Origin of the sequence: Anaerospora sp. (assembly GCF_032013335.1) — a bacterium.
Taxonomy (GTDB): Bacteria; Bacillota; Negativicutes; order Sporomusales; family DSM-15969; genus Anaerospora.
On record NZ_DALZUO010000018.1, the window covers coordinates 24,608 to 43,404 of the forward strand.

At 43.2% G+C, this 18,797-nt stretch carries 15 protein-coding genes; 12 read left to right on the plus strand and 3 right to left on the minus strand.

All coding sequences use genetic code 11. The features are described from left to right. The first annotated feature begins 54 nt into the window (after positions 1-54). The 4 genes from RTR76_RS14140 to RTR76_RS14155 all read left to right on the plus strand — a co-directional run bounded on the left by RTR76_RS14140 (position 55) and on the right by RTR76_RS14155 (position 6,648). On the plus strand, positions 55-717 hold the full coding sequence (locus tag RTR76_RS14140; RefSeq protein ID WP_312521751.1) for a YetF domain-containing protein: 663 nt from the start codon (positions 55-57) through the stop codon (positions 715-717). Between the two features lie 152 nt (positions 718-869). After that, positions 870-1,787 carry a metalloenzyme gene (locus RTR76_RS14145; protein ID WP_312521753.1) on the plus strand — a complete coding sequence of 306 codons (918 nt, stop codon included), beginning with the start codon at positions 870-872 and terminating at the stop codon, positions 1,785-1,787. Beyond that, the gene (locus RTR76_RS14150; RefSeq protein ID WP_312521754.1) at positions 1,780-4,275 is read left to right on the plus strand and encodes a DUF3656 domain-containing protein; all 2,496 of its coding nucleotides are present in this window, start codon (positions 1,780-1,782) and stop codon (positions 4,273-4,275) included. The genes RTR76_RS14145 and RTR76_RS14150 overlap by 8 nt, the downstream gene beginning before the upstream one ends. Before the next feature lie 12 nt (positions 4,276-4,287). Further along, positions 4,288-6,648, plus strand: coding sequence for an endonuclease MutS2 (locus tag RTR76_RS14155; protein WP_312521756.1), 2,361 nt, complete (start codon positions 4,288-4,290; stop codon positions 6,646-6,648). A gap of 55 nt (positions 6,649-6,703) precedes the next feature. Here RTR76_RS14155 and RTR76_RS14160 read toward each other — a convergent pair whose 3' ends face one another. Both RTR76_RS14160 and RTR76_RS14165 read right to left on the minus strand, forming a co-directional pair. Then, positions 6,704-7,315: a hypothetical protein gene (locus tag RTR76_RS14160; RefSeq protein WP_312521758.1), complete on the minus strand. Its 612-nt coding sequence runs from the start codon at positions 7,313-7,315 to the stop codon at positions 6,704-6,706. 14 nt (positions 7,316-7,329) lie between these two features. After that, positions 7,330-7,650 carry a YbaB/EbfC family nucleoid-associated protein gene (locus RTR76_RS14165; RefSeq protein ID WP_312521760.1) on the minus strand — a complete coding sequence of 107 codons (321 nt, stop codon included), beginning with the start codon at positions 7,648-7,650 and terminating at the stop codon, positions 7,330-7,332. 99 nt (positions 7,651-7,749) lie between these two features. On the opposite strand from RTR76_RS14165, the gene RTR76_RS14170 reads away from it, so the two are divergent. Further along, on the plus strand, positions 7,750-8,112 hold the full coding sequence (locus RTR76_RS14170; RefSeq protein ID WP_312521761.1) for a hypothetical protein: 363 nt from the start codon (positions 7,750-7,752) through the stop codon (positions 8,110-8,112). Positions 8,113-8,675: 563 nt separating this feature from the next. Here the strand turns inward: RTR76_RS14170 and RTR76_RS14175 are convergent. Continuing rightward, positions 8,676-10,847 (minus strand): penicillin-binding protein 1A, encoded by a 2,172-nt coding sequence (locus RTR76_RS14175; RefSeq protein WP_312521763.1) that lies wholly within the window; start codon positions 10,845-10,847, stop codon positions 8,676-8,678. A gap of 172 nt (positions 10,848-11,019) precedes the next feature. On the opposite strand from RTR76_RS14175, the gene tyrS reads away from it, so the two are divergent. From tyrS to RTR76_RS14210, 7 genes are all read left to right on the plus strand, one after another. Further along, on the plus strand, positions 11,020-12,222 hold the full coding sequence (tyrS, locus tag RTR76_RS14180; protein ID WP_312521765.1) for a tyrosine--tRNA ligase: 1,203 nt from the start codon (positions 11,020-11,022) through the stop codon (positions 12,220-12,222). A gap of 161 nt (positions 12,223-12,383) precedes the next feature. After that, the gene (gene yunB / locus RTR76_RS14185; RefSeq protein ID WP_312521767.1) at positions 12,384-13,061 is read left to right on the plus strand and encodes a sporulation protein YunB; all 678 of its coding nucleotides are present in this window, start codon (positions 12,384-12,386) and stop codon (positions 13,059-13,061) included. A gap of 187 nt (positions 13,062-13,248) precedes the next feature. After that, complete coding sequence (locus tag RTR76_RS14190) at positions 13,249-13,491, plus strand: NAD(P)H-dependent oxidoreductase subunit E (RefSeq protein WP_312521769.1); 243 nt, start codon at positions 13,249-13,251, stop codon at positions 13,489-13,491. 4 nt (positions 13,492-13,495) lie between these two features. Next, the gene (locus RTR76_RS14195; RefSeq protein WP_312521771.1) at positions 13,496-15,187 is read left to right on the plus strand and encodes a [Fe-Fe] hydrogenase large subunit C-terminal domain-containing protein; all 1,692 of its coding nucleotides are present in this window, start codon (positions 13,496-13,498) and stop codon (positions 15,185-15,187) included. Further along, positions 15,187-16,329, plus strand: coding sequence for a SpoIIE family protein phosphatase (locus RTR76_RS14200; RefSeq protein ID WP_312521773.1), 1,143 nt, complete (start codon positions 15,187-15,189; stop codon positions 16,327-16,329). The genes RTR76_RS14195 and RTR76_RS14200 overlap by 1 nt, the downstream gene beginning before the upstream one ends. A gap of 97 nt (positions 16,330-16,426) precedes the next feature. Continuing rightward, on the plus strand, positions 16,427-17,929 hold the full coding sequence (locus tag RTR76_RS14205; RefSeq protein WP_312521775.1) for a 4Fe-4S dicluster domain-containing protein: 1,503 nt from the start codon (positions 16,427-16,429) through the stop codon (positions 17,927-17,929). An 81-nt stretch (positions 17,930-18,010) separates the two neighbouring features. Continuing rightward, a complete protein-coding gene (locus tag RTR76_RS14210) occupies positions 18,011-18,742 on the plus strand; it encodes a YebC/PmpR family DNA-binding transcriptional regulator (RefSeq protein ID WP_312521777.1) in 732 nt (243 codons plus the stop codon). Positions 18,743-18,797 lie beyond the last annotated feature (55 nt).

Below are 18,797 nucleotides of genomic sequence, written 5' to 3' on the forward strand. Positions count from 1 at the left end.
AGAATACCACTCCGCATGTTTGCTCATACTACAAACATAAAAAGGAGTGGTAGTGTGTTTGGCTACGAAGGAGCTGGACTCGTCATTGTAAGAATGACGATCATTTTCGCAGTTGCGCTTATTGTTGTACGTGCCATGGGGAATAGGGCAGTAGGCCAGTTATCACCCTTTGACTTCGTGTTAATGGTAGGCATTGGGGATATTGTTGCGAATGTCGCAATGGACAAATCGGAAACTGTTCTATTAGGTGCTGAAGGCTTAGTTGGTTTACTGCTATTGCAGAAAGTGTTATCTTATCTGGCATTGAAGAATACGACTCTACGTAAATGGTTTGAAGGAGTGCCGGTTACTTTAATTGAGAATGGTAAAATCCTTCCCCAAAACTTCGTAAAGCATCAATTTAACTACGATGACTTACGGCAGGAATTGCATAAAACCGGAATGGACATGACTAACATTAAAGATATTAAGGTAGCAAGACTAGAAAGCTGCGGTGCTTTTTCACTTATCCTTATGGCTGAGGCAGAGCCGCTAACCAGACGTGATTTTGAGAAATATCTTCAGGATATTTACGATAATCCTCTCAGTCCTATTGGAAAGCAAGCTGCAAAAATTGAACAGCTTATGAAAGATGTGAATATTGTTGCCGAGCATTTACGTAAACAGCAGGATTTAGTAATGAAAGCTCCAGAGGCTGAAAAGACACAATCAACGTAAGTACTAAAGAGGAGGGTAACCTTCTTTTTCTTTATCTTATCAGAACGTTTAACTTTCGATCTGTCGTGCATAAGCACGCTATAGGCTTCCACCTGCGCCCTAAAAGGACTTGGTGCAAGCCAAGTCTTTTCTAATGCTGAGGGTGAGATAAAATGAAAATAGTGATGCTCTTCATTGATGGATTGGGGTTGGGGCAAAATGATGCCAAGAGGAATCCGCTTGTCCGTTTTTCTCCTCGTTTTTTCAAAGAGCTCTTTGAAAAGCATTTAACAATAGAACTGGGGACTGTTTATCGTCCCGAAGTGTGTTTAGTGCCGACTGATGCATGTCTTGGAGTTGATGGCTTACCCCAAAGTGCTACCGGTCAAACTGCCATCTTCACCGGTGTTAATGCTGCCCAGGTTATGGGAAGGCATATTCCGGGATTTCCTGGTCCGGCTCTAGCCGGTATCGTCCAGGAGCACGGAATTATGCGCCAGCTTGCGGATCGAGGCTATAAAGTAACCTCAGCGAATATGTACTCACCAGATTATCAGGAACTGGTGCGACAGCGAAAAAGGCGGCACTCTGTTACAACACTGGTTATTATGGGGGCCGGAATTGGGCTGCGCTCTTTACCTGAAATGCAGCAGGGTCAGGCTGTTTGCCAAGATTTAACAAATGAAGTGCTATTACCATTCGCTATGCCTGGCGTATCTGCTATTACTCCGACTGAGGCGGGAAGACGACTGGTAGAGTTAGCGGAACAGCATCATTTTACGATGTTTGAATACTTTCAAACTGATCGATATGGTCATAAACAGAATTGGATTGCGGCAGAGCGGGTTGTAAATCAATTAGATGAGTTTTTACTTGCAGTTCAGAGCTCAGCTTCCGCTGATACGTTGATTATTATTACTAGTGACCATGGTAATTTTGAAGATTTAAGCGTCAAAACTCATACGCGTAATCCAGTGCCAACCATTATTATAGGCAGCCGTTGCCAGGAAGTGGCCGCTCAAATAAGGAGTTTAACTGATATTACGCCGGCAATTTTGACGTTGTTTAAAGGAGAGAATTTTTATGATTGAATTACTTGCCCCTGTAGGCAGCCAGGAGGCGCTCATAGCGGCAGTAGAAAGTGGAGCTGATGCGGTTTACCTGGGGGGGAAAGCGTTTGGGGCTCGTCACTATGCGCCTAACTTTACTGATGAAGAGTTAGCTGATGCTGTTCGTTTTGCTCATCTGCGTGGTGTATTCGTTTATGTAACCGTTAACACATTAGTCGATGACAGCGAAATCAGGATGCTGGAAGAATATCTTGTCAGCTTATATAATATCGGTGTTGATGCAATTATTGTGCAGGATATAGGGGTTGCCTCTATTGCTAAGAGGGTTGTGCCGAAACTGGCTCTCCATGCCAGTACGCAAATGACTGTGCATAATTTGGATGGAGTAGTTTTTCTTGCTCAGCAAGGCTTTACACGTGTTGTGCTGGCCCGGGAGGTATCATTAGAGGATATCCGGTACATTTGCAAGCACTCGCCTATTGAAATTGAGACATTTATTCATGGAGCATTATGCATTTCTTATTCCGGACAATGCCTGATGAGCAGTTTGATTGGTGGACGCAGCGGCAATCGCGGACGGTGTGCACAACCCTGTCGGCTGCCTTATACGCTAGTAAATCAGGACGGGCAGGATGTATTGGAGAACTGTGATAATGGTGAGTATTTGCTTAGCCCGAAAGATTTAAATACAATTGAACTTATTCCTGAGCTGATAGAGGGAGGCATCGTCTCTTTCAAAATAGAAGGCCGTATGAAACGGCCAGAGTATGTGGCAGTCGTAGTGGATACGTATCGCCGTGCAATTGACTCGTATTTACTTAATCAAGAAACGTATCAGGTAACGGATCAAACGCAAAAGAATTTAGCACAAATTTTTAACCGTGACTTTACAACGGCCTATTTGCAGCGTAAAGAAGGGCGCCAGATGATGAGTGACCGCCGGCCTAATAACCGGGGCGTACGCATTGGCCGTGTGATTGCCTATGACAGTGCCGATAAGACAGCTGTCATTAAACTGGATGAGGCTCTTGCGATTGGAGATATGGTTGAATTTTGGGTCAAAGTTGGCGGTCGTGTTAATACAAGTGTTACCTCAATTACGGTGCAAGGAAAACCGGTAACACAAGCAGAAGCAGGCATAGAAGTAACGATACCTGTTCATGGACCAGGTATCCGGGTAAGTGACAGGGTATTCAAAACTTTTGATGCCAGACTCATGGAACAGGCCAGATCATTTTTTAATGCCCCGGCAGCGGTTCGGCGTATTCCTGTTGATATTCAGGTTGAGGCAGTACTTGGCAGCCCATTAGTGATCAAAATGCTCGATGCTGACGGATATACAGGTGAAGCGAAAACCGCATTCATTGCAGAACCCGCTCTTAAAAGACCCTTGACTGAAGAAACAATAGCAAAGCAAGTTGATCGTTTAGGAACTACAGTTTTTGAGCTGCGGTCACTGGAATGCCGCATTGACGGGCAGCTTATGGTACCCGTAAGTGAAATCAACGAAGCAAGGCGAAATGCGGTAGAAGCTTTGGAGGAAGCGCGGCTGGTACGGTTTGCCCGCACGCGGCTTACGATGCCGAAGGCTGTTATTATGCCGACGTATAAGGCTGTTCAAGCAGCTCAAACGCAATTGACAGTGAACGTTGATACTCTTGATAAAGTTAAAGCTGCTGTTGATAATGGCGCTGACTGGATTTTATTCGGCGGTGAAAGCTTCCATCACTTACCCTTTACTGCAAATGATTATACACAGGCTGTAAGGCTCTGCCGTGATAAACATGTCAAAATTATTTTAAATACGCCAAGACTGATTAAAGAGTGGCAAGTTGCCGAAATTAAGCGGAACTTGCAGCTATTTATCGAACTGCGTCCGGATGCAATCGGAATATCAAATTTAGGTACATTGCATATGCTGCAGCAGTTAGACAGCACGGTCCCGGTTCATGGTGATTTCTCACTCAATATTTACAATAGCATTGCCATTGAATTCTTTGCTAATCATGGAGTACAAAGTCTGACCCTTTCGCCGGAATTGAATTTTACGCAAATTGAGAATCTGGCAGCCCGTACTAATACGACACTGGAGTGCCTTGTTCACGGTCATCTGACGATGATGATTTCTGAATATTGTACTGTTGGCAGCTATTTGGGGCAATTGCATACCGGAAAATGCAATCAGGCTTGTTTACAGGGACGATTTTGGTTAAAAGACCGTTTGGACGAAATATTTCCTGTTGTAACTGATCAATACTGCCGTATGCATGTATTAAATGCAAAGGAATTAAATATGGCTATTCATGTTCCCCGCTTTTCCCGGATGGGTATTAAGCGTATTCGGATTGAGGCAAAGCAGGGCTCTGCTCAAAAGGTGGGAGAAGTAACGAAGTTATATCGAGATTTGTTGACGTTGGGAGAAAATCACCATTTATTTACTCAATACAGTTCGGAAAAACCCGATAATAGCGATATAACCAGAGGTCACTATTTTAGGGGAGTATTGTAAGGAGAAATTCGAATGGAGTTATCCGTATGTAAAACGCTGGAATACCCAAAAATAGTAGCATTGCTTGCCGGTAAGGCAGGTTCAATCATGGCAAAAGAATTAGCGCAGGCTTTAATGCCTACGGCAGAGCGAATAGAAGTGGACAGAAGGCTGCAGGAAACGGGAGAAGCCAGAGATGTGCTGATCGCAGCCGCTTCTGTTCCCCTAGGAGGCATCCGGGATATTCGCGCGGCGCTGAAGCGTGCAGAGATTGGCGCTATGCTGGAGCCTCATGAATTATTAGCGATTGGCAGCACTCTTTATGCTGCCCGGAGGATAAAAAACTTCTTTGCCGAGTATAGTAAACCGCTGCCAATACTGGAAGGTACAGTAGCTGATATTACGATTTTGCGCAATTTGGAAAATATCATTGAGAATACGATTACCGAACAAGGGCAGATCCGGGATGATGCAAGTGTGGAATTGTCACGGCTGCGACGCGAGATACGGACTGCGCAGAGCCGCGTCAAAGAAAAAATTGAGAGTATTTTGCACTCCGGGGAATATCAAAAGTACTTTCAAGACGTGCTGGTTACTGTACGGGGAGATCGCTATGTTATACCGATTAAGCAAGAATATCGTCATCAGTTTCCTGGCATTGTGCATGATCAGTCTGCCAGTGGGTCAACGGTCTTTATAGAACCCATGGCCGTTGTTCAGCTAAATAATGATATGAAGCAAGCTATGGCTGCGGAAAAAAATGAAATAGAACGGATATTAACTCAAGTGTCCGGCCAAGTTGCTGCGATGGTAGAACCGCTAAGAACAAATTGTAGTGCTTTGGCTCAGCTTGATTTTGCTTTTGCTAAAGCGCGGCTTAGTTTGGATATGGATGCCGAAAAACCAATTGTTAATCAAAAAGGACATGTTCGTCTGATCGGTGCTAAGCATCCTTTAATTCCTAAAGATGTAGTTGTCCCCATCGATGTTCATATTGGCAAGGATTTTACCACTCTCTTAATTACGGGACCCAATACAGGTGGTAAAACTGTCAGTTTAAAGACGGTAGGCCTTTTTGCACTTATGATTCAGTCAGGCTTGTTTATTCCGGCTAAAGCTACTTCGGAAATGCCCTTGTTCCATAATATCTTTGCCGATATTGGTGATGAGCAGAGCATTGAGCAGAGTCTTAGTACTTTTTCAGGGCATATGACGAACCTCGTACGTATTCTTCGCCATGTAACTGCAAATGATCTCGTATTAATTGATGAAATAGGTTCAGGAACTGATCCCGGTGAGGGTGCAGCCCTCGCTATGGCTATCTTGGAATATCTTCATAATCTGGGTGCAAGGACTATTGCCACAACGCATTATAGTGAACTTAAGACATTTGCTTATGCGCGCCAAGGCGTTGAAAACGCTAGCGTTGAGTTTGATATTGAGACGCTCAGACCTACGTACCGCCTGCTCATTGGTGTACCAGGCAGCAGCAATGCATTTAACATTAGCCGTCGGCTGGGATTGTCGCAGCCTATTATTAACAGGGCTAAAGAGCTGTTAGATGAGGATCATGCTGAATTTGAAAAGGTTTTAGCTGCATTAGATGATAAACAACGGGAATATGCAAAGCGAAGCGCTGAAATCCAAGTCCTGGAAAGAGAAGTTACTGTGTTGAGAGAACAGTTGACAAGAGAGAAAGAGCAGCTGGAAACAAAAAAACGTGATATAGTTGCCAAAGCGCAAGAACAGGCAGGCATTCTTATTCGTCAGGCGCGCAGAGATGCAGAAAGTGTAATTACCGAGCTTAAAGCTCAATTTTCTGTTAACAGTGAAAGAGATCGGCAAACGGCTATCAGCGGTGTGAGAAAAAAATTGCAACAAGGCATGGCTAACTTATACACCGAGGATGGTGAAGAAGCAGCTAATGAGGATATTCCACAAGCTGGTCAGCTGGAAGTCGGAATGACTGTCTTTGTTACTACATTAAAGCAAAAAGGCATTGTTTTAGCTGTTGGCAGAGACGAAATCAGTGTTCAATTGGGTATTATGAAGGTCAATGTTCCTTTGATTCATTGCCGAATCATGGAGGAGCCGGTAAAAGCAGCGAAAGTTACCGCCAGGCGGGAAATTAACATTGCAAAGGTACAACAAATTTCACGTGAAATTGATATTCGGGGCACAACTGTCGCGGAAGCAGAAGAACTCTTAAATAAATATATAGATGATGCCATTTTAGCAGGATTAAGTGATGTACGAATCATTCATGGGAAAGGCACAGGTGCATTGCGCAAGGGCATTAGAACCTATCTCGTTGAGCATCCTCACATCAAGGATGTACGGTTTGGTGACATGAATGAAGGCGGCGATGGAGTTACTGTCGCTCAATTGGTATAGTTTATTAAATAAGAAGAGGTGTGGAAAATTTCCACACCTCTTCTTTATCTGGGCATTAAAAGTTATTTTTCCACTCCAGATAACGGGTTTTGTCTTTTGATGGCTGCGATTCTGATTCAATATTTATTGTCTCTGGAGTTGATTCAGTGAAGGATAGCTCAGGTATTTCTGAGTCTGCTCCGGCAGTAACTGTAGCGGCTGGTGAATCCTTTTTACCATCTCCTTTGCTATCTTGTTTCTCTTTGTCACTTTTTTCATGCTTGCCATCTCCGGATCCTCCGGAACCACCAAAGTTATTGATCAGTCCCAAAATAGCGGCAATATTGCCGGGAGTCATTTTAGATTTGATTTGCGGATTATTTAATAAAGGTAGAAGGCTCATTAGTGCGTCGCCTGATCCGCCGCCACCATCGGATTTCGTTAGCTGTCCGAGAAGTTTTTGCAGACCGTCGGCAGTATTGGCGGTGCTGTTCGCAACCGGTGCTGGTGAGGCGGCTGGTAATTCTGCTTCTGCGGGGTGACTGCGTTGTAATATGGATAATAAGCATAGCAAGGATAATACGGTGGTAATCGTGTCAAATGTCATGCCACCGCCAAGAGCATGTTGAATCATCTTGAGTACAGTATGTGATAAGGAAGGGGGATGCATAGTTGCTTCATTGGACATATAAGTGCCTCCTCTTAAAACAGGCCGGGAATTTTAGGTAAATTCATATCTCCGGCTAGTTTGCTCATTGCAGTTTGATTGAGTTCCCGGGATTTCGTAAGGGCATTATTCATGGTAGCTGCTATTAAATCCTGAAGAAGAGTCGCATTATCGGCTGTTAAATATTTGGGATTGAGTTCAATTGCAACCAATTCCTGCTGACCATTCAAGATGATTTTAATGACGTCACCACTAGACACCTCGATACGTTCCTGTTTTAGCTGATCCTGAACCTGGTCAACATTTTGCTGTACTTTTTTTACCATATCCATAAGACCGCCTAACTGTTCTAACATAATTATGCACCTCCTGTTTTTTCTTTACAAAGAGAGACCTTTTTTCCTTTTCCTTCATATATTAGAGTAGATAATACACTACCGAAGGAGGACAACGAGATGCGATTACGATGGCGACGCGACAAGAGTAAGAGACAGAATCGAAATAAAAGAGATGAATCTAACGCTCTCGAAGGTGTGAAAAAAAGTGAGGTCAAAGAAGCCGTGCCGGTAAAACCTGGGAGAGGTATTACACGGCTGTTAAGCGACCCCAATTTTAACATACAGATTATGACGGTGCTGCTAACAATGACTTCTGACAATGCTCGGATGGACAGAGGACTGGAAACGATGACAACAACCGTTGATAAAGTTCGCAATATTACTGAACTCATTAATAATAGTATGCGCTCGCTTAAAACTGCAGCTGAAGCTCCCAGACAAATTAAACAGTTATTTAATAATACATCAAATAGAAGATGAAAATGTAAGCAATGGGCAGTAACACTTCTTGCGGGAACTCCATATATTGAAGTAGAAGGCGGGACGGTAAATAATCGGGCAGGGAGAACTGTTTATTAACCGTCCCGCAAATGAATGTTAAAGGAGGTATTCCAAATGGCAAGAGGTTGGGGCGGTTGTGGTTTCGGCGGTAATAATGGAACTTGGGTTGTTATCGTTGTAATCATCCTTCTCTTATTCTTCCTTGAAGAAGATACGGATACCTGTCTATAAGTTTTCACTTGTTATCGTGGCGGGGAACACGTGTAACAGCGTGTTCCTGAGTCTTCAGTAACGGTAAGAGATAAAATATCATACTAGCATAGGGTACGATTTATTACTTATAAAATGAATGGGAAGGAGGAAAGATTTTATGAGCTGTTTTGGCGGTGGCCGCAGTAGTGTGGCAGTCATAATCATCATCATTATCTTATTGCTATTCTTCTTTGAGGACGATACTGATTTTAGCTGCTAATTATAACCAATAATAATGTATATGCGGAAAAACAAAAAAAAACACGCGTAGTTTACGCGTGTTTTTTTATTTAATTTTTTTTGTTGTCCGGCTTTACCGGTGGTGGCGGAGCAGGTGAGACAGCTGGTTTGCTGTCCGCTTTAGGTGGCGGCGGAACTAGTGTTTTATCACTAGCTGTTTCAGCCGGCTGCTCTTGTGATTTTGGATCTTTCGTATTTTTTAAATCTTTATTCTTGGCATCCTTATCTTTCTCATCTATGAGAGTACTCGGTTTAGTCGGCTGCGTGCCATCGACAAATATTTCGTTTTGCACGTCTTTATTTGCCGGGTCCGTTACAAGGAGCCCATCTTTAGTGGAAACGGTCGCTGATACAATACCGCCAGGGCGAGGGAAATCTCTCACAGGATATTTTGCCGCTGCCTCACTCATGAAAGAGTTCCAAATAACGGCAGGAACACCACCGCCGGTGATATCTCCCAGATAACCATCGTTATCATAACCCAGCCACACAGATGCAACAAGATCAGGTGTAAAGCCCACGAACCAGGCATCTTTATTATCATCGGTAGTACCTGTTTTTCCAGCAGCCGGCCGGCCAATGTTTGCTGCCGTACCAGTTCCTCTGATGAGCACGCCTTTCATGATATCTGTCAGAATATAGGCGCTTCGTTCATTAATGACAACCTTCTCATGAGGGCTGTTTTGCTCTAAGACTTTACCGGCGCGATCAACCACTTTAATAATGGAAGCCGGTTCGACGCGTACTCCCTGATTAGCCAGAACACCATAGGCACTTGCAATATCGAGAGGAGTTACACCACGAGTCAAGCCGCCAAGAGCCATTGCCAAGTTGCGATCATTGGTATTACCTCGTAGTACAAGCGTGGAAATACCCATTTGCTGAGCATAATATAAAGGCTTATCTACACCCACATGGTTGGCAAGCTTTACTGCTATTACGTTGAGCGACTGTTCCAGTGCACTGCGCAGTGAGACCTGACCACGGAATTTGCCGTCATAATTTCCAGGCGACCAGGAACCAAAAGAAATCGGACTGTCTTCAACTCTGGTTGCGGCGGTCATGCCGCTCTCAATAGCCGCCAAATAAACAAATGGTTTGAAAGCAGATCCAGGCTGGCGTTCTGCTAAAATAGCACGGTTAAATTGATCATTGCCGCGGCCTCCGACCATTGCCTTAATATAGCCGGTATGAGGATCAATTGCAACAAGTGCTCCCTGTGGCTGCTTAAGTCCGCCTTTATCAGTGTAAGCGGTCGGCAAATGCCGCATAGCCTTTTCGGCTGACTGCTGCATGTCTAAGTCGAGGGAAGTGTAGATTTTCAAGCCCTCTTTATAGACTGCATCGGCACCATACTTATCAATTAATTGCTGTGTTACATAATCAATAAAATAGGAAGCAACTTCATTGCTGCCGGAAATAGTCGCTAATTTAATTTCTTTTGTTTTTGTTTGTGCGGCAGTTTCTGCATCAATGTAGCCGTATTTAGCCATTTGATCAAGCACTGTCGATTGCCGCTCTTTTGCAGCTTTTATATTGCTCAGAGGAGAATAGTAATTGGGACTTTGCGGTAAGCCTGCAATCATAGCCGCTTCTGCGAGATTCAGATCTTCTACATTTTTACCGAAATACACACGTGATGCTGCTTGTACGCCATATGCACCTTGCCCAAAGTAAATCTGATTAAGGTACATTTCCAAAATTTCGGGTTTACTAAACTGGCGTTCTATTTGAAGAGCCAGAAAAGCTTCCTGAATTTTTCTTTTCAATGTTCTGTCCTGAGAGAGCAGGGCATTACGCGCTAGCTGCTGCGTAATTGTGCTTCCGCCTTCAGAAACTCCGCGGTCAGTAATATTCGACCATACCGCACGCAGAATACCGCGGGGATCAATGCCAATATGCTGATAAAAACGGGCATCTTCAGCCGCTATGAAAGCATTCTGTAAATTTTGCGGGATTTTGTTGATTGATACGGGCAAGCGATTCTCCACTGAATGAATAGTGGTGATTAACTTACCGTTAGAATCGAAGATTTGCGATGACGCAGCAGGACGAATTTCACCTTTTAAACTAGGCATAGTGTGAATACTTGCCGTTAAAAATCCAAGACCTGCTCCGGTAATCATTACAATAAATACAATGACTGAGATGATAGCAATTTTTGAAAAGGCGCGTTTTGAGCGACGACGTTCGCCCGTATCGCCATTATTGCGATTACTCATGATGACCTCCTTTGGTGCCGATATCTCAATCATTATAACATACATCCTCAAACAGGCATAGATTATGGTAAGATTTGCAATAAGAAGGATGTTATGTTATAATGCGGCTAACTATAATACCATTATACGGTAAAAACTAACAATTTATTGCGTTCTTATGGGGGTAAGCAGTATGGTTTCTGTTGAACAACAGTTGAAAATAATTAAACGCGGTGTAGCCGAAATCCTGCCTGAAGCTTTATTAGCAGAAAAGCTCAAACGTGGCAAACCGCTGAAGGTAAAGCTGGGATTAGATCCAACAGCCCCGGATATTCATCTTGGTCATACGGTAGTTTTACGCAAGTTGAAGCAGTTTCAGGATTTGGGACATCATATTATTATTATCATCGGTGACTTTACCGGACGAATCGGCGATCCAACCGGAAGGTCCGAAACCCGCAAACCGTTGACTGATGAAGACATTCGCCGCAATGCTAAAACATATGAAGAGCAAATCTTTAAGATATTAGATAAAGAAAAAACCCAAGTATCATTTAACAGCACATGGCTGGCGCCACTTACTTTTGCCGATGTGGTTAATTTAGCGGCCAGATATACGGTAGCCCGCATGCTGGAGCGGGAAGACTTTACTAAGCGCTTTAAAGAGGGCCGTCCAATCAGTGTTCATGAATTTTTCTATCCTTTAATGCAGGGATATGATTCAGTAGCCTTAACAGCGGATATTGAGTTTGGTGGTACAGACCAGAAGTTTAACCTGCTAATGGGACGTCATTTGCAAGAGGAGTTCGGACAAGAGCCGCAGGTTGCCATTATGATGCCTATTCTGGAAGGTCTTGATGGTGTCCAAAAAATGAGTAAGAGTTTAGGCAACTATATTGGAATTGATGAAGCGCCTACTGAAATATACGGAAAGAGCATGTCAATTCCTGATTCTCTGATGGTACGGTACTTTGAATTAGTGACAGATGTGTCGTTGGAGGAATTGGAGGAAATTCGTGCAGGGTTGGAAAACGGAACTCTTCATCCACGAGACACTAAGATGCGTCTTGCGTACACATTAGTGCGTCTCTATCATGGCGAAGCACTGGCTGAGCAAGCTCAAAACGAATTTATCAAGGTTTTTCAGCAAGGCGATTTACCTAATGACATACCGGAAATTACTTTTGAAAATCAGTCTGAACCGATTTGGCTGCCAAAGCTTTTAATGCAGCTCATGCTGGCCTCCGGCAGCAGTGAGGCTAAGCGAGCCATTCAACAAGGCTCTGTAAAAATAAATGGTGAAAAAATAACAGACACTGATGCAAAAATAACAGTTTCTGACGGAATGATCGTACAAGTTGGCAAGCGTAAATATGCCAAAGTAGTATTCGCCTAAAAAGCTAGGGATGCCATGTCGCATCTCTAGCTTTTTCTTATCATATCAAAAGTCTGATTGCATAAAAATGACATAGGCTTTCTACCTGTTTTTATTCAAAGAGGCACACTTCTCTGTCTCCTGACATACAATAATAAACAAACTGTTGGGGAGGGAGAACGATGCGGTTCTCCGTACGCAGAAAAAGACTAATTCCAAAATTATGGTTACTTGCCTTATTAGGCGTGTTTTTATCAGTTTATACCTTTTGGATTGTTGAATCTAACTTAAAACCGACCTTATTAACCATCGCAGAAGCCCGTGCAACACTTATCGCTACACAGACCATTAATAATGTAATCAATGAAAAAATCAGCACAGTCATCGATCCGCAAAGCTTAATTACCGTTCGTGTAGATGATCATGGCAAAGTAGTATTGATTCAGCCCAATGCAATGGAATTTAATAAATTGGCAGCAGATACAACAATCAAGGTTCAGGATGGATTAAGAGCAATTGCTGACGAAAAGATTTATATTCCTATCGGCCAGGTAGTAGGAAGCCAGTTAATAGCCAGCTGGGGACCGAACATTGTTGTAACGATTATTCCTGTAGGCACTGTGCAAGTGAATGTAGTGGATAAATTTGAACAGGCTGGAATCAATCAAACCCGTCATATGGTTTACCTAATGGCAACAACCACCGTTCGCATTGTTATTCCTTTAGTAAGCAAAAGTGTAAGCGTTAATACGCAGGTTCCAATTGCTGAATATGTTGTTGTCGGCGAAGTTCCCAATACATATGTTCAATTCCCGTTTCCCTTTCCCAATGAACTGGGGAATATCGGCAATACGAATTAACCAACGAAATGAGTTCTTATTAAATTAAGAACTCATTTCGTTGGTTAAGCTGCTTTTTTAGGTAAGCATATATAAAAGTGATACTAGCTATTCCTAAAAAAGCGTTGATCAAAACTTTCATATGAGGTAAAATAAAATAGAAACACCAATGTGAAAAAATTCACATAAATATTTGAGGTGGATTTAGATGGTAGTCATATCTGTCTGTATTGGTAGTGCCTGTCACTTGAAAGGAGCGCATGGCGTTTTAAATGCTTTCGCTGCATTATTACAGAAATATCAGGTTCAAGGAACTATTGATATCGAAGGAAGCTTTTGTCAGGGACGCTGTACGGAGGGTGTCGTGATTAAAATTGATGACGAGATTATCACTAATGTTGCTAAAGAAAAGGTACACGAAATTTTTATGCAGAAGGTGCTAGGGCGGTGATGCAATGAAGAGTATTACGACTCTCAAAGTAAATTGCAAGGACTGTCACAGGTGTGTACGGTCTTGTCCGGTCAAAGCAATTGGTATTGATAAAGGACAAGCACGTGTCGTAGAAAATCGCTGTATTGTATGTGGTAGATGTGTAACGGAGTGTCCGCAAAAAGCGAAGCAAGTAAAAAACCAAGTAATGGATATTAAAAACAAAATTGCTTATGGATATAAGGTTGTAATGAGCCTTGCTCCATCATTTATTAGTTCATTTCCCGAGTATCAAGGCGATGAACTGATCCAGGCCATTAAAAACCTTGGCTTTACTGATGTCGAGGAAACGGCAATTGGTGCAGAAATTGTATCAGCCCATTACAGCCGAATGCTGGAAGAATCCAATGAACCGGTAATATCAGCCTGTTGTCCGGTTGTAGTGAATGTTATCAAAACGTATTATCCTGAATTGGTAAAGAATATCGCCCCTGTCGTTTCTCCGATGGTTGCCCACGGCAAAGTGATTAAACAGCGATCCGGCAATGATACGTATGTTGTATTTGCCGGCCCTTGTGTTGCTAAAATTGGAGAAGCTGAAAAGGATGCTAATTCGATTGATGCAGTTATCACATTTGAACAATTGCGGCAATGGTTAATAGAAAGTCAACATAATAACTTTACTGAAAAACGGATATCAGCTGAGCCGCAAGGGCGGGGGCGCTATTTCCCCATATCCGGTGGTATTCTTAAATCATTTATGGATCATGATGAAACGGATACGGAAATTATTACGGTTGATGGTATTGAAAATTGCATGGAAACTTTTGATGCATTGATTAAAGGCGATATTTCACCGCGCTTTATTGAAGCCCTGGCTTGCTCGGGAGGCTGTATTGGCGGACCGGTAAGCGGCAGTCGGCAATGTATGGCTGCGAAACGCCGGAAAGTGATTAATTATGCTAAAAGCAATTCGCGTGAAACGGAACTGGATGATAATAGTGCGCTAAGCTTTACGCGTATTCATCAAGCTATGCCGGTAGCATATCCACTGCCAACGGAAGCAGAAATTGTCGATATTCTGAGCCAGACTGGCAAGACTACGGCAGCGGATGAAAAAAATTGCGGTGCCTGTGGATATAACTCGTGCCGTGATAAGGCAATTGCTGTTTTTCAAGGGTTAGCAGAAAATGATATGTGTGTTCCCTATATGCGCTCTAAAGCAGAGTCATTTGCCAATATCATTGTTACCAATTCGCTTAATGCGATTATCGTGGTTGACCAGCGTATGATTATCCAGGATTTTAATCCCGCTGCTCAAAAAATGTTCGATTGGGGCCGTGAAATGGCGACCGGCATGAACCTTGGCGAAATAATGGACTGTGCTCACTTTGTGTATGCGGCTAAAAGCGGCAATAAAGTGGTGGGTAAGCGTATCGAATATGTTCCTTATGGATTAGTAACAGAGCAGATGATTATTCCTGTACCCAAACACGATGTAATTATCGCGATTATCACGGATGTAACGGAGCAAGAGAAAAAATTAAAAGAACTTGAGTTGATGAAATTGGAAACGATTAAGAAAGCAACTCAGGTTATTGATAAACAAATGCATGTAGCCCAGGAGATTGCAGGTCTCTTAGGAGAGACAACTGCAGAGACTAAGTCGGCACTACTGGAAGTAATCTGGCTTCTTAAGGGTAAGGAGGAGGCTTGATGGAATTACTTCATGCTGAAGTCGGCTTATCTCAACTTTCAAAAGCAGGAGAAGAGCTGTGTGGCGATAATGTTGAAGTGGTACGTACTGCGACGGATACTATTATTGTCATTTCTGACGGATTAGGCAGTGGTGTGAAAGCCAATATTCTAGCTACCTTAACCACAAAAATTGCGTCTTCTATGCTGAAAAGGGGAATCCCGCTAGAGGATGTTGTTGATACCATTACAGCAACGCTTCCTGTCTGTAAGCAGCGAAAAATAGCGTATTCCACCTTCCATATCATCAAGATTTCCGATGATGGCTTGGCAACAGTGGTTGAATTCGACTGTCCTTCTACTTTTTTAAAAAGGAATAATCATGTAATTGTTTTTCCCACAGTGGAAAAAGTTGTTGGCGGCAAGGTGATTCGGGAAGGTCAGCTTTCTTTGCAGGAAAATGACATGCTGGTTGCCGTTAGTGACGGCGTGATTCATGCCGGTATTGGTGGACTTTTGAAGCTCGGCTGGGGGTGGCAAGGGATTGCCCAGCAGCTTGCCAGTGAATCTGCTAAGGTTATTAATGCCGATAGCCTGAGCCAACAGGTTATCCGGTGCTGCCAAGGCTATTATCTGGATAAAGCCGGAGATGACTCAACGGTAGTTTCCGTTAAAATCAGAAGACCACTGCATTTGACAATTTTAACTGGTCCGCCTGCTGATCGGTCGTATGATCAAAAAGTTGTGAAACGTTTTTTGCAACAGCCCGGCAAAAAAGTGATAGCAGGAGGAACAACCGCCAATATAGTCAGCCGCGTTACCAGCCGCCCACTCAAGGTTAATCTCGATTATCACGATCCTGCTATTCCTCCCACCGGGAGGATTGAAGGAATTGACTTAGTAACGGAAGGTGTTCTGACACTGAATGCTGCTGTGGATAGGCTGCGCAGTGCCGGAATAGGGAAACAGCAGGACGGAGCGAGCCTGTTAGCTCGAATGCTGCTGGAAGCTGATCAAATTAATATCATTGCAGGAAGCGCAGTTAATCCGGCGCACCAGAATCCTAATTTTCCAGTACAAATTAATATAAAATCACAGGTGTTGAATCAATTGCTTGCGGTATTAAAAGAAAAAGGCAAACAAGTAGCGATTGAATGGGTTTAATGGTGATTTGGTTGTATGAAACAATGTCAGTTAGCTGTTACTTCTGACTGTTTTTGCTACTATATAAAATTATTCGCAGCAAGAGGAGGAGTTTTTCATGTCCCAAGTAACGGAAGTTGTTAAAATTCGCCGTAAAGTTTTATCTGAGGTCGCTCGTATGGCGTTTGAGGGTACTTTACAAGAAAATGTAAAAGATATTTTACAATCGGTTGTTACAGAAAGCGGTCCACGCTATCGCTGTTGTGTGCATAAAGAGCGAGCGGTATTAAAAGATCGTGTTAATTTAGCTCTTTGTCAGCCTATTAATACAAATTTAGCAGTTTCTGCTGAGAATGCGTTAACCCAAGGGGCTGCTGATATACCAATTGTCAGCGTATTGCCAGAAGCATGTGATCAGTGTCCAATTGATAAATTTATGGTTACTGATGCCTGTCGTAACTGTGTGGCACATCATTGCATCAATAGCTGCGCAAGAAAAGCAATTATGGTGGTCAATAACAAAGCTTATATTGATCAATCTAAGTGTGTCGAATGTGGACTCTGTAAAAAGTCATGTCCATACTGTGCTATTATTGAAATCAGCCGTCCTTGTGAACGGGCCTGCGATTTAGAAGCAATCAATGCTGGAGCCGATCGCCGGGCTGTGATCGATTACGATAAATGTGTTTCCTGTGGTGCCTGTAAGACGGCTTGTCCCTTTGGTGCAATAGGTGACAGGTCTATCATTGTACAGTTAATACAACTATTAAAAAATACGGATAAACATATCTATGCAATTTTAGCCCCTGCTTTTATTGGACAGTTTGGCTTAAAGGTCAAGCCGGGACAAGTGATGAAAGCGGTCAAAGAATTGGGTTTTTATGAAGTTCATGAAGTTTCGTTCGGTGCTGATATTACAACTATTGAGGAAACCAAAGAGTTTGCCGCTTCTGTGCCTGCTGAGCGCCCTTTTCTGACGACCTCCTGTTGTCCGGCTTTTGTTGGGTTAGTTGACAAGCACATGCCTCAAATGCAGCCGCATGTCTCTTCGACTGTTTCTCCCATGATTGCAACCGGCCGATGGATCAAAAATAATGATCCTGATGCGGTAGTCGTTTTTGTTGGTCCCTGCATTGCCAAAAAGGCAGAGGCTCAGAAATATCCTGAAGATATTAATTATGTGTTAACTTTTGAAGAAATGACAGCAATGCTGGTCGGAGCTGGTATTAATGTAACCGAAGTGGAAGATGATGGTTATCAAACGGTTGCCTCGCGGGATGGAAATGCATTTGCAAGGGCTGGCGGACTCGTGCAGGCTGTAGTCGATGCAGCAGCCCAAATGGCTCCCGATGTTGTTGTTAAGCCACATCGTTCTGAAGGACTGGGCAATTGCAAAACGGCCCTGAAGCAACTCAAGGAAGGCAAGATTGATGCTAATTTCTTTGAAGGAATGGCGTGCTACGGCGGCTGCGTAGGCGGACCGGGTACATTGACGGATTACCGGGTTACCACCAGGCTGGTTGATAATCATGCCAATACGGCCAAAGTAACGGCATCACCTGAAAATAGCACAGCGATTGAGGAAATAAAGAAAGGCGAGAATTGGCATCACGGACATTAATATTATGTTTTCTGCTTTACCAAATGCTGCTTTTTATGCTACAATATAGCCTGATTTAGATTGTCTGAGAGGAGCAACAATATGTCTGGACATTCCAAATGGGCAAATATAAAACACAAAAAAGGTAGAATGGATGCCCTTAGAGGAAAACTCACAACAAAAATAGGGCGAGAAATTACAGTGGCCGTACGAATTGGCGGTGCAGATCCGACCGGTAATATGCGGCTTAAGCTGGCATTGCAAAAAGCGAAGGAAAACAATATTCCTAAGGAAAACATTCAGCGTGCGATTCAAAAAGGATCGGGAACACTGGATGGTGCCAATTACGAAGAAATTACCTATGAAGGCTACGGTCCGGGTGGGGTTGCCGTTACGATTGAGGTTATGACGGATAATCGTAACCGTACTGCGGCGGATGTGCGTCATTTGTTTACAAAATATGGCGGTAATCTGGGAGAATCAGGTTGCGTTGCATGGATGTTTAAGAAAAAAGGTTTGTTTGTTATTGAAAAAGAAGGGGTAGATGAAGAAACTCTTATGCTTGTTGCTCTTGAGGCAGGTGCTGAGGACTTTAAAGCAGAAGACCAATACGAAATTACAACTGCCCCCGAAGATTTTGATAGCGTGCAGCAGGCATTAGACCAAAACAAGGTTACTACTTTAGTCGCTCAGGTTACCATGGTTCCCGAAACTACAGTGGAATTGAATGGCGATGAAGCTGTTAAAATGGTTAAACTGATTGATGCTCTTGAAGACCATGATGACGTTCAAGAGGTCTATACTAATGTAGAATTACCTGAAGATATGGAGTAGTACCACCCAGATTTAATGCGGCCAAGGTAATGGTAATCCAGCTTTTGTAGTATAT